The following is a 12,376-nucleotide window of genomic DNA, read 5'->3' as shown; positions in this document are numbered from 1 at the left end:
CAGGCAGTTAGGCCTTCTTGCGCGTGACCAGTCCCCAGATGATGAGGACCAGCAGGGCGCCGCCGATTGCGAGCAGCCAGGTGGAAAGCGACCAGAACTCGTTGATGCCCACCTTGAAGAGTGCGCTGCCGATCCAACCGCCAAGCACGGCGCCCACGACACCGAGGAGGATGGTGGTGATCCAACCGCCACCCTGCTTACCGGGCATGATGGCCTTTGCAATGGCGCCGGCAATCAAACCCAAAATAATCCAACCAATGATTCCCATTTTTCATTCCCTCTTTCATAAAGGAGGCCCCAGTTCGGCATAAGGACGCATGCCGCTATCTGCCTGATTGTTGGCTACCAGCTGAGCCGTCGGAGCATACCGACGGCTTGGCTGGCAGACGGCCTGCCGGCAGGATCGGGGTCTGTCATGGCATGAAGAACCATGGACCAGCGCCGCCGCACCGTGCCGGGAATTCGGGGTTCCCCCAGAGTCCTTGCCACCATGGACTCGAGGGGAGGGCCTGGGAACGCTTTGGTTCCTGTCAGGCATTCGAGCGCAACCAGGCCCAGCGAGTAGATGTCGCTGGCGGTTGTGGACGTTCCGCCGCATACCTCTTCGGGACTGAGGTAATGCGGCGTACCCGAGGAAGAGTTGGGCGCCGCGCGGCGGCCGTCGAGGGCAATTCCGAAGTCCGCCAGTTTCGCGATTCCAGGACCGCCCGGGTCCGACGCGAAGTCCACCAGGATGTTGCCTGGCTTGATGTCGTTGTGGACGATTCCCCTGCGGTGGACGTGGGCCAAGGCGCGGGCAATGTCGGTCATCCAGGTGGCCGTTTGCTTCGGAGAGGCGGCATTATTTTGCAGGTACCCGCGCAGGTCCTTTCCGCCTGCCAGCTCCATCACCACGAACCTGCGGCTTTTCTGGCTGCCGCCGTCCACGGTTTTACCGGTGTCTCCGGAGTCGAGGACCCGAACGATGTTCTTGTGTCGCAGCCGCCCATGGATTTCAAGCTCCCGCCGAAATGGGGCGTTGTCCATGGTGTCCGTTGACCTGAAAATCTTCACCGCTACAGATTTGCCTGAGAGCAGGTCCCAGGCCTCGTTGACATACGCTTCCGAACCTCCACCCAGCTGGGCGCCGAGTCGGTAGCGTCCTCCAAGCACCACCTCAGGGTGCACCGCGTTTACAGCTAGGGCGCGGTGGCCAGCTAATGTGCCGCGATCATTTCCAGCGATCTGCCGATCGATTCCAGCGGCCCCGCGATCAGCGCGGACGGCCGCCCGGTCAAGGAGCATCACTGAAGGAGGGATTCAATTTCGGTGGCAGGCACTCCGGTCACGTCGGCCAGAGCGCGAGGATCGACACCGGCGTCGACCGCCTTTTTGAACGTGAGCTCGAGGGTGTTCTGGGCGACGGCAAGTTCATGCTGCAGGCTCTGGCGGCGGAGAGCCGCAATCCAGACACCGCTTACGGGGTCCAAGGCGTCAATATCCATCCGGAAGCCGCAACCGCAGGCCCACTCCGGCCAGATTGGCTCGACGGAGACCCACTGCATGGAGTCGTAGGATGGCCCGGCGGAGATTGCCATACGGGAACCGCAGTGCACGGGGCCCTGGGGGATAGCCTGTTCCGTGACAACGTCCACGGTGTTCTCAGCCACTGGTGTGGAGCTTGGTTCACGCAGCGCGACTGTCATCGTTCTCTCCCACACATTCCCTAGTAAGTATCTTGGCTATCTAGTTATATGTGTACTTACTACTTAAGTCCAGTCGGGCTCAGGTGGCAACGCCGTCGATCGCTCCTCGCATACGTCTAAGAAAGCCCACCACAACCGCTGATTCTTCCGCGTTCAGGGTGCCAGCCACCTCCATCATTCGGGCATGCATATCGCCCAACGTACCGCGGACCTCCTGGTCCGATCCTGGAGTTGGTCGGAGAATAAGTGCTCGTCGATCAGTAGGATGCGGCTCCCGGGTGACATAGCCCGACCTGACCAGCCGGTCCACCAGCGAGGTCATGGAAGCGGAAGTGATTCCTAAGCGGACAGTCAACTCCTTGGGTCCCACGTCGCGGCCTGCACGCTCCGCTTCCAGCAAGTAACGCAGCGCCATGAGGTCCGTTTCGCCCATCCCCATGGATGCCTGAGTTCGGCGCCGCATCTCGGCTTCGGCGGATCGGTAGTCCCTGAGTGCATTCAGCACGTCCACGGCACCCATCCGCTTGCGGCTCTCCAGCCCGTACCAATAGCCCTGACGTTCACTTTTGTCGCTCATCACCAGTCCTTTGGTAGACGTATATCTCGCTTGTCTAACCAGTTGATCCTAGGTGATATGCAGAGGTGATGCGGACCCGGCCCTTGGGTATCAGAGCTTAGGCGCCCGGCCCACTTGCCCGCAGACGCCGCCAAACAGCCGGAGCAACTACTACCGCAACTCCGACGGCGGCACCAATGACGGTCTCGATGATGCGGTCACGGAGCAGCAAAGCCGGATCAACCGGCGCGGCCAACAGCGTGGCAATCAAGGCCAGCGGCGTCACGAAGACCTGTGCCACCAAATACTGGCGCGCGATGAACATCTCCGCCCCGAACTGGCACGCGGCAATGACCAGGACCATGGCCCACGGTGCAGGGTTCAGCCAGAGAATGCCAGCCAGCAGCACCAGCCCGATCACCGTTCCCGCGATCCTTTGGATGCCACGACTGACCCTGTGGCGCGTCGAGTGACCCACCAACGGAACCACGGCCGCCACCATGGCCCAATAGGTGTGCCCGAACCCGAGCCGCTCCCCTACCAGCGTTGCGATGGTCCCCGCCAGGCCTGCTGCCACGAGATAGCCACCGCCCTCTAGCCAGATCGCCCGGCGCTCAGCTGCGGTGTGACGGATGGGTGGCGGCCGTTTCCACGGTGTCCGGTGGCTTCTGAGCACGCGTGAAGACATGCCGATGAGCAAGCAAAAGACGGTAGTCCCCACCGCCACCAGCATTGCTTCCCAAAGGGGAGGCTGCGCGGCGATGGAGGCAATGGCAGCGAAGGCAAAAATGTGAAAGAGCGAGCCGCCGGGCCGTAACCTCCAAGCAGCCACCACCACGGAGCAGACACCGGCCACCACAGTGGTGGCAGCCGTCAGGAGCCAGGAATACGCTGCACCTTCGATGCCCGCGGCCTGCGCAAAGCGGGCCATAAGTGTGGCCAGGAGAACGATCAAAAGCATGAAGCCGCCGGCGCGCAACTGGCTCCGAAAACGCACGCTGTGGGGCTCATTCCGGCCATAAATTCCGGTGAACGCACCGAACGAGGCGAACACTGCCAGGTCCTGTCGTCCCAGCACGGTCAACGTAATCAGCGGAACAAACACACCTACAGCGCAGCGGAGAGCGGGATGGTGGTCCTTGTTGCCAGGACCCATCGTGAACATTTCCGTTACAGCCTTCAAGTGGCAGCTCGCCTTTCGTCGCAGGATCAAACGTACGACGGCGGCGCTGGCGTCCGCTTCAAGGTTACGCCCGGGCTTTAGGGCTGCCCCGGCATTAGGCCCGGATAGTGCCCCTCATCACGAATGCGAGGGGCACTATCTGCGCCGTACTGTCGGGGTAGGTAGCTGGACTAGAACCGGGACGGAGTCCCTGTGACCGGTGAAGGGGTCAGTGAGTTGCCCGCGGTGTCGATCAGACCGGAGGCTGGGGTATAGGTAGCAGGAGCTGTGGTCAGAGGTGCCGTGCTCGGAGGGGTTGGCCCTGCTCCCAAAGTGATGGTGAGGGTCTTGGCCGAGTTATTCCACTGGAGGCTCGATCCGTTGCCACCGTTTCCTGCGAAAGTGAGGGCTGTGGAGGTGTAGGTGGCGCCTAGCGCTACAGTTCCGATCCTGAGGGTGGAGCAGCCTGGAGCGGTTACCGTAAGGAGATTCTCGGCACTGATTCTTACAACGACCTGATTGCTGTTGTTGCCGGAATGAGTTTGGGTGGCGGTGCTGTTGGTCCACGCACCACAGATCATGCTCGGATTGAGCGCTTCAGAGAAGCTCAACGTTACCGAGTCGCCCTGTTCAACCTTGCCCGGGTTGTTTCCGCCGTTGTTCAGCTGAACCCCGGTCACGGTCGGCGCCGTCACGTCCTTGGTGGAGGCCGCCGTTCCCGCAGGTCCGGAGTTGCCCGCCGCGTCCGTCGCCCGGGCTGAATAGGTGATGGTTCCTTCATTGAAAGTGCTCAGGTTCAGCGGCGTAGCAGTCCAGTTTCCCGAGCTGTTGGCAGTGACTGTTTGGGTCGATGTGTTAGCCGCACCGGCGTCTGTAACTGTCAACGAAACTGACGAGTTTGCTTCCGCCGTGCCTGAGACGGGAACTGCGTTCACGTTGTTGAGATTGACGTTAGCGGGAACCGTAAGCGCAGGTGCTCCAGGCGCTGTCGCGTCCACGGCCGTAGGGACGCTCCGCGTGCTTTCCGCGCCCTGCCATGCCGAGAGCAACGGGGTGACTGCGTAGTACCAAGTACCGGTAGGAACGTTGGTGTCCACGCAACTTGGGCCGGCGATAGTTCCCGTGCAGGTTCCAGCCGCTGCGATCCCGGTACCCGCAGTCGCTGTGGCGTAGCGAGCGATGCTGTAGCCGGTCACGGGCCGACCTGCCGCCGTCGTACTTGCAGTCCAGGTGACCGTCACGCTGGTGCCGGAAACGGCGGTAATGGGCTTGGAGCCTTGGGCTACGGCGTCGGCCGTGGCTACTCCGGAGCCACCGCTGATCGAGCCCCAAAAGGCGGTGGCGGCCGGCCCTCCCCATGAGACGAGGAGAACGCCGGCCACAATCACGGCAATTCTGTTCCAGAGGCTAAAGGTGACCCCTGGACCCGTTGACCGGCGATGCTTGCTCACTTCCGAACCTCCAGCGTCACGGGAACGTTGAACTGGGCGCCCTGGCACGCTGACTGCGAAGCCGCGCTCATGCTTGCGGCCCCCTGAAGCGTCAACAACATGGACGTGTTCGCCTGAATGGTTACCGGCGGCGTCAGCGGTGTTGGCGGAGGCGTGAACGTCACGCCTGTGATGGTGCAGGCGGGATGGGCGGCGTCGGCTGTCACTGGGCCGTTTGCCATAAAACCATGGATGGTCACGGGGTGAGGATTCGGGTTGGAGGCGCGGAGGACGACGTCGGCGGTTCCACCGGGCGCCAGGCTGGTTTGCAGGGTATCGCCCGGGACGAGTGCGTCCACCGAGACGGCCTGCAAGGTGCCATTCGTTGCTGATCCACTTCCGGTGCCCGTCGAGGCCCAGTACGCATAGGCTGTCCCTGCCCCGCCCAGGATGGAGAGGGCCACAGTGGCAGCAGCTGTTCGGGCAAGTCGCCCGGTGCGAGGAGCGCGGGGGTTTCGGACTGTTGCAGTCATTTCAGTTCGCCTGTCCCGTGCCGGAGTACGTGAGCTTGAGGGTCGCGCCTTTGCAACCGTCTTGAAGCTGGGCGGTGTCGAGCATCTGGATTCGGGGCCACTTCGTTTGGGAAACACCTAGGGCCGACAATGAGCGGGTGCCCGGCACCACGGTCAACGGATACTGGCCGGAGTATTGGACCAGGTTGTAGTCGGCAGTGGTGCAGGGCAAGTTGGCTGCCACCGCCATTGGGGTTCTGATCACCTGGCTAATGGCCACAGTCAGGTTGGTTACCGCGATGCTTTTGTTGTTCGGGTTGGAAATTTGCAGATCCAGGGGGCTGGAGACTCCGGGGGCCAGCAGCCCGTCCACTGAGCCGGAAACACCGAACGTCCGATTGGCTTCCAGGACGTGCAGTTGTGCTTGCGATGACACCTGAGTTGTTCCGCTTGTCGCCTTCAGCGTGAAGTCAGTCTTTCCTGCAGGCGTGGTGGGGGCCGTGGCCACGGTCAGAGTCGCCTGGGCTGTGCCGCCGGAGGAGAGGACCACCGACGACGGTTGCCACGTGGCCGCCGCTCCTGTTGGAAGGCCGACGACGGAGAATGTCACCTGACCGGCGAAGCCTCCGACCGATGAGGCAGACACCGTATAGCTGGCAGATTGCCCCTGGTCCACGGTGCGGCTGGAGGGAGACAGCGTCACCGTGATCCCCTTGGATACCTTGGCCGCATTCGCCAGGGCGTCGCTCTGTCCGCCGCTGGCGGCCAGCGTGACCATGGGCACGAGCGCCACCACAAGCACCAGGAACAACGCCCGTAGTGGAAGGCCAGCGCTGTGCAACGGCCCGGTAATCTGCGGTGACGCGGCGCGCTTTGCTCGGGGGTCCATGGAGGCTCTTTTCAGGCGTGTTCAGTGCTGGGTTCATTGCAGGCAACAGGGAAAGCGTGGGCCGGGGACCACCACTCGCAAGGTGGTCCCCGGCGGTCAGGCGCTACAGGCTGGTGACGTTGACCGTTACCACTGCGCCCTTGCAGGCGTCCTGGTTGGCCGTGGTGCTGTCGTTGAACTTCAGCACGCCGCTGCCCACCGACGTTCCGGTGGAATTTGCTGCCACGGGGGTGTTGGTGGTGACAGCGGTGACCTCGAACCAGGCCGGAAGACAGGTCGCCACATTGGTGGTGACGTTGGCGCTGAGATCGCCCACTACCGTGCTGGAGGTTGTGGCGTTGTCTGCCGTGTAGGCCACAGCAACCTCGTTGCCCGGAGCGAGCCCGCCGGCAAACGTAGCGTGGAGGGTTACGGTTCCGCCACCGGCCGCATTGGTGGCCTCGCCGCTGCCCGAACCCGTGGTGGTCCAGTAGGCGTAAGCGGCTCCGCCGCCAACTGCCACCAGTGCCACACCGGCGACGGCTGCTGTAATCCGGCTCTTCTTGGAAAGCTTGCGCATGATAAGGCTCCTTGGTTGATCTACGTCCCGGGGAGCCGCATCGCAGCCCCCAGCATCCGATCGGTGTTGTCGGATGAAGCGATGACCCCAATAGTTCAGCCACGTGCCCAGCCGTGGCTACTCTCGGATGTACCCCACTTTTCCGCCCGACCAAGGGGTCGGAAATACGTTCATCCCACAGGCAAGTACTCAGTTTTTGGCGGCGGACTACTTGGATGCGAGCCCGTGTCCCCAGTCAGGACGGGGCCATTTGTACTCAGTTGTGGAGTCGCAGCTTCAGGGCACTTGCGGAGCCAAAACCGCCGGACGCGTCCGGCTCTCCTTGAGCAATGCGCGAACATTGTGCCTGTCTTGAGCAAAAACTGCGCTGGTGTTCGATTGCTTCGGTTTCATTACCTAACGCCGCGGCACTTAACCTCCGACGGCGGCCAGTCACCTCAGAGAGGCAACCAACCGCCGTCGTACTACTGCTGGTGACGATACTGACACCCGTCCGGCGGGCGAACATCGCCCGGATGAGATCAGACCGGCTGCTGTGCGTGGTGCTTAGCCGTGGGCGGCGAGGATGGTGGAGGCTTCCTGGCGGGTGGTTCCGGAGGACTCGATGTGGGCCAGGGCCACCGGGATCTCCCAGCCCTTCTTCCGCATCGCGGTGGCCCACAAACGCCCGGCCCGGTACGAGGAGCGCACCAACGGACCTGACATGACCCCGAGGAACCCGATCTCCTCGGCCTCGTGCTGGAGGTCCACGAACTCCTGCGGCTTGACCCACCGGTCCACCGGCAAGTGCCGCTCGGACGGGCGCAGGTACTGGGTAATCGTGATCAAATCACACCCGGCCGCGTGCAGATCCCGCAGCGCTTCGGAGATTTCCTCGCGGGTCTCACCCATGCCCAGGATCAGGTTGGACTTGGTCACCATGCCCAGATCCCGGCCCTGTGTGATGACATCCAGGGACCGCTCATACCGGAACGCCGGACGGATCCGCTTGAAAATCCTCGGCACGGTCTCGACGTTGTGCGCGAACACCTCGGGCTTGGAATCACAGATCACCGCGATGTGCTCGGGCTTGCCGGAGAAATCAGGGATCAGCAACTCCACCCCGGTGCCCGGGTTCAGTTCATGGATCTTCCGGACCGTTTCGGCGTACAACCACACACCTTCATCGGCCAGGTCATCACGGGCCACCCCGGTCACGGTCGCGTAGCGCAGCTGCATCGCCTGCACACTCCTGGCCACCTTGGTGGGTTCGAACATGTCCACCGGGGAGGGTTTGCCGGTATCGATCTGACAGAAATCACAGCGCCGGGTGCACTCGGACCCGCCGATCAGGAATGTTGCTTCCTTGTCTTCCCAGCACTCAAAAATGTTCGGGCACCCGGCCTCTTCACACACCGTGTGCAGGCCTTCCTTCTTCACCAGGTTCTTGAGCTGGACGAACTCCGGACCCATCTGGACCTTGGCCTTGATCCACTCAGGCTTACGTTCAACCGGGACCGCCGAGTTACGCTGCTCAACGCGCAGCAACTTACGGCCTTCAGGTGCGAGTGTCATGAGTTTCTTCCTTGTTGGTATTCCATTTTCGCAGGTGGGCCCGGCGTCAGCATTCGACGACGTTGACGGCGAGGCCGCCCATCGCGGTTTCCTTGTACTTGGAGGACATGTCCTTGCCCGTTTCACGCATGGTCACGATCACCTCATCAAGCGACACCCGATGCGTCCCATCACCCCACAACGCCATCTTCGCCGCGTTGATCGCCTTCGCCGCCGCAATCGCATTCCGCTCAATACACGGAATCTGCACCAAACCCCCGATCGGATCACACGTCAACCCCAGATTGTGCTCCATCGCGATCTCCGCCGCGTTCTCCACCTGACCCGGCGTACCACCCATCACCTCAGCCAACCCAGCAGCAGCCATCGACGACGCCGAACCCACCTCACCCTGACAACCAACCTCAGCCCCGGAAATGGACGCCTGCTCCTTATACAACACACCCACAGCCCCGGCAGTAAGCAGAAACTTCACCACCACATCGTCCCGATCGGCTTGCGTGGCCTTGTCCATCCCCGGCGCGTAATTCAACGCGTAATACAGCACCGCCGGAATGATCCCCGCAGCACCATTCGTCGGCGCCGTCACCACCCGCCCACCAGAAGCGTTCTCCTCATTGACCGCCAACGCGATCAGGTTCACCCACTCCTGCCAGTACTTAGGATCGTTCCGGTCCTTGTCCTCCTTCAACAACCGCTCCAACCAATCAGGAGAACGACGACGAACCTTCAACCCCCCAGGCAACACACCCTCACGCTTCAGACTCGTTTCAACACAGGCCTCCATCACGGACCAAATATGCAGCAGACCCTCCCGGATCTCCTCCTCAGACCGGGACGCACGCTCATTGATGAACATGATCTCGGAAATCCCCAAACCTTTCGAGGAACACCGGCCCAGCAACTCCGCAGCCGTCCTGAACGGCAACGGCAACTCCTTCTTCGACTCCTCCAACTCCTGCTGCGCAGCGCTCTCCTCACCCTCACGGACAATGAACCCACCACCCACCGAAAAGAACGTCGCCTCCCTCAGCACCTTCCCCTCAGCATCAGAGACAGCAAACTTCATCCCATTCGTATGCCGCGGCAACACCGTCAACGGATGCAAGATCATGTCCGCCACTGCGTAGTCCAAGAGCACACCGCCAGCGAGGTTGAGCTTCCCCGTCTCGGCAATTGAAGCCAATCGCTCCTCTACCTCGTCAGGCAGGATCTCCTCGGGATCGAAGCCCTCAAGCCCCAGCAAGACGGCCGTGAAAGTCCCGTGTCCCTTGCCCGTAGCAGCCAGGGATCCGTACAGGTCAACCCGCAACCCGGCAACGGATTCGAGCATTCCGGACTCACGCAGCTCATGGGCAAACACCGCCCCGGCGCGCATCGGCCCCACAGTGTGAGAGCTCGACGGACCAATACCCACAGAGAACAGATCAAAGACCCCAACGGCCATGTCATTTCCTAACTAAGTAAAACGAAAAAGAACCCGCCCCGCCCCCAACAAACCCCGGCGCCCGGACGACCACTCCGGCCCGCCCCTTCACCGTTTCGATGCTTCGCTGCCAAACATGCCGTGCGCACGGCACCTTCCGCAGCCAACCCCCGAAACGGACCAGGACACCCCCACGCTGCCAAACCAACCCGGCGCCCAAGGAACACCCCCGGCAGCTAAAACACTCAATCCCGGTACCGAACGAAGCAGCGGAGCGACCCCCAACAAAACCCGGCGCCCGGACGACCACCCCGGCCCGCCCCGGTCGCCGTTTCGTGGGTTCCCTGCCAAACATGCCGTGCGCACGGCACGCTCCGCAGCCATCCCCCGAATCGGACCAGAACACCCCCACGCTGCCAAACCATCCCCGCCCCCAAGGAACACCCCCGGCAGCTAAACCACTCAATCCCGGTACCGAACGAAGCAGCGGAGCGACCCCCAACAAAACCCGGCGCCCGGACGACCAATCGGCCCGACCCCGTCGCCGTTTCGTGGGTTCCCTGCCAAACATGCCGTGCGCCCGGCACCTTCCGCAGCCAACCCCCGAAACGGACCAGGACACCCCCACGCTGCCAAACCATCCCGGTGCCCGGGCCGCCGCCCCCTTTGGGGCCGACATCCGGAAGCGGGCGTCTAAGGGAGCATCGCATCCGCTCAGCGGGTGCCTCTGCGACCGAGCCCGCGGAGGATGCCGGCCCCAACGGGCGAACCCGACCCAGCCCGCAGAGGATGCCGGCCCCAATGGGCGAACCCGACCGATCAGCCGAGGTTCGCAACACCCGGGTACAGCGGGTGTGCCTTCGCCAGCACATCAACACGGTGCCGCAACCCGGAAAGGTCCGCATCGGCGTCGGCGATCAACACTTCGGCGATGACATCCGCAACCTCGCGGAACGCCTCTTCGCCGAACCCGCGCGTAGCCAACGCAGGGGTGCCGATGCGCAGGCCGGAGGTGACCATGGGCGGGCGGGGGTCGAAGGGGACGGCGTTGCGGTTGACGGTGATATCGATCGCGGCGAGGCGGTCTTCGGCTTGCTGGCCGTCGAGTTCGCAGTTGCGGAGGTCGACGAGGACCAGGTGCACGTCGGTGCCGCCGGAGACCACGCTGATGCCCTTGGCGGCGACGTCGGCCTGGACGAGTCGTTCTGCGAGGATCCGGGCACCGGCCAGAACGCGTTCCTGGCGCTCACGGAACTCTTCGGAAGCGGCGATTTTGAACGCGACGGCCTTCCCGGCGATGACGTGTTCCAGCGGTCCGCCTTGCTGGCCCGGGAACACGGCCGAGTTGATCTTCTTGGCGATGTCGGCGTCGTTGGAGAGGATGATGCCGCCTCGCGGACCGGCGAGGGTCTTGTGCGTGGTGGACGTGGTGACGTGGGCGTGCGGGACCGGTGACGGGTGGAGGCCTGCAGCAACCAGACCGGCGAAGTGGGCCATGTCCACCATGAGGTAGGCACCAACGGAGTCGGCGATCCGGCGGAATTCGGCGAAGTCCAGCTGCCGCGCATACGCGGACCAGCCGGCAACGATGAGTGCAGGTTTATGCTCCTGCGCCAAGCGCTCAACTTCGGCCATGTCTACCGTGTGGGTGTCCTCGCGGACGCCGTAAGGGACCACGTTGTAGAGCTTGCCGGAGAAGTTGATCCGCATGCCGTGGGTCAGGTGGCCGCCGTGGGCCAAGTTGAGGCCCATGATGGTGTCGCCGGGCTTGATGAGGGCGTGCATCACGGAGGCGTTGGCCTGGGCTCCGGAGTGGGGCTGAACGTTGGCAAACTCTGCGCCGAACAGGGACTTGATGCGGTCAATCGCAAGCTGTTCGATCACGTCAACGTGTTCGCAGCCACCGTAGTACCGCTTGCCTGGGTAACCCTCGGCGTACTTGTTGGTCAGCACGGAACCCTGAGCCTGCATCACGGCAACAGCTGTGTGGTTTTCGGAAGCGATCATTTCCAGGCCGTCGCGCTGGCGACCCAGTTCGTCGTCGATCTTTGCAGCGATCTCAGGATCCAGCTCGGACAGCTGGGCGTCCAACGACGCCGACACAACCTGCTGAAAGTCAGTTACAGATACCGGGTTCACAGTTCTCCACCGTTCGTTGCAGCGTATTCTTCGGCCGACATGAGCGGCCCTTCTTCGGTGGCGGCCACCTTGAACAGCCAGCCGGCACCATAGGGATCGTTGTTGATGAGGGCGGGATCACTCACTACGGCGTCGTTGATCTCGGTCACCTCGCCCGTTACGGGTGAGTACAGGTCCGATACGGACTTGGTCGATTCCACCTCGCCACACGTCTCGCCGGCGGTCACAGTGGAGCCAACCTCGGGCAGGTCCACATACACAATGTCGCCCAGGGCGTCAGCGGCCACCGCAGAAATCCCAATCCCCACAGGCCCGTCACCATCGACGGCAACCCACTCGTGTTCAGCCGAATACTTCAGCTCGGCGACTACTTTGCTCATTCCAATTCCTTCTCTCACTTACTGAAAACTTTCCAAGATCTCTTGCGGCAGGTTGACCCATCCCCAGCGCTTAGGGGTTCAACC

General features: G+C 62.6%; 13 protein-coding genes. All 13 read right to left on the bottom strand.

Annotation, left to right across the window (positions count from 1 at the left end; genetic code table 11):
* Positions 1–7: 7 nt before the first annotated feature.
* The gene (locus M1D89_RS03060) at positions 8–268 is read right to left on the bottom strand and encodes a GlsB/YeaQ/YmgE family stress response membrane protein (protein ID WP_091463889.1); all 261 of its coding nucleotides are present in this window, start codon (positions 266–268) and stop codon (positions 8–10) included.
* Between the two features lie 74 nt (positions 269–342).
* Positions 343–1,152, bottom strand: a complete 810-nt coding sequence (locus M1D89_RS03055) for a serine/threonine-protein kinase (protein WP_498647912.1) — start codon at positions 1,150–1,152, stop codon at positions 343–345.
* A gap of 131 nt (positions 1,153–1,283) precedes the next feature.
* The gene (locus tag M1D89_RS03050; RefSeq protein ID WP_498647911.1) at positions 1,284–1,685 is read right to left on the bottom strand and encodes a hypothetical protein; all 402 of its coding nucleotides are present in this window, start codon (positions 1,683–1,685) and stop codon (positions 1,284–1,286) included.
* A 79-nt stretch (positions 1,686–1,764) separates the two neighbouring features.
* Positions 1,765–2,262 carry a MarR family winged helix-turn-helix transcriptional regulator gene (locus tag M1D89_RS03045; RefSeq protein ID WP_498647910.1) on the bottom strand — a complete coding sequence of 166 codons (498 nt, stop codon included), beginning with the start codon at positions 2,260–2,262 and terminating at the stop codon, positions 1,765–1,767.
* 97 nt (positions 2,263–2,359) lie between these two features.
* Positions 2,360–3,424, bottom strand: coding sequence for an FUSC family protein (locus M1D89_RS03040; protein ID WP_498647908.1), 1,065 nt, complete (start codon positions 3,422–3,424; stop codon positions 2,360–2,362).
* A gap of 170 nt (positions 3,425–3,594) precedes the next feature.
* Positions 3,595–4,854 carry an Ig-like domain-containing protein gene (locus tag M1D89_RS03035; RefSeq protein WP_498647907.1) on the bottom strand — a complete coding sequence of 420 codons (1,260 nt, stop codon included), beginning with the start codon at positions 4,852–4,854 and terminating at the stop codon, positions 3,595–3,597.
* Entirely contained in the window at positions 4,851–5,366 is a 516-nt protein-coding gene (locus M1D89_RS03030) for a hypothetical protein (protein WP_498647906.1), read from the bottom strand. The genes M1D89_RS03035 and M1D89_RS03030 overlap by 4 nt, the downstream gene beginning before the upstream one ends.
* A 1-nt stretch (position 5,367) precedes the next feature.
* Positions 5,368–6,234: a COG1470 family protein gene (locus M1D89_RS03025; RefSeq protein WP_498647904.1), complete on the bottom strand. Its 867-nt coding sequence runs from the start codon at positions 6,232–6,234 to the stop codon at positions 5,368–5,370.
* Between the two features lie 103 nt (positions 6,235–6,337).
* On the bottom strand, positions 6,338–6,793 hold the full coding sequence (locus tag M1D89_RS03020) for a hypothetical protein (RefSeq protein WP_498647902.1): 456 nt from the start codon (positions 6,791–6,793) through the stop codon (positions 6,338–6,340).
* A 546-nt stretch (positions 6,794–7,339) separates the two neighbouring features.
* A complete protein-coding gene (gene lipA, locus M1D89_RS03015) occupies positions 7,340–8,347 on the bottom strand; it encodes a lipoyl synthase (RefSeq protein WP_498647900.1) in 1,008 nt (335 codons plus the stop codon).
* 46 nt (positions 8,348–8,393) lie between these two features.
* Positions 8,394–9,794, bottom strand: a complete 1,401-nt coding sequence (locus M1D89_RS03010) for an L-serine ammonia-lyase (RefSeq protein ID WP_498647898.1) — start codon at positions 9,792–9,794, stop codon at positions 8,394–8,396.
* Between the two features lie 798 nt (positions 9,795–10,592).
* A complete protein-coding gene (glyA, locus tag M1D89_RS03005) occupies positions 10,593–11,912 on the bottom strand; it encodes a serine hydroxymethyltransferase (RefSeq protein ID WP_498647896.1) in 1,320 nt (439 codons plus the stop codon).
* On the bottom strand, positions 11,909–12,292 hold the full coding sequence (gene gcvH / locus M1D89_RS03000) for a glycine cleavage system protein GcvH (RefSeq protein WP_017197389.1): 384 nt from the start codon (positions 12,290–12,292) through the stop codon (positions 11,909–11,911). The genes glyA and gcvH overlap by 4 nt, the downstream gene beginning before the upstream one ends.
* Between the last annotated feature and the right edge of the window lie 84 nt (positions 12,293–12,376).

The sequence above is a fragment of the Arthrobacter sp. D3-18 genome, from assembly GCF_054408525.1.
The sequence above is the reverse complement of the archived record's forward strand: the minus strand, read 5'-3'. Positions and strand labels throughout refer to the sequence as shown.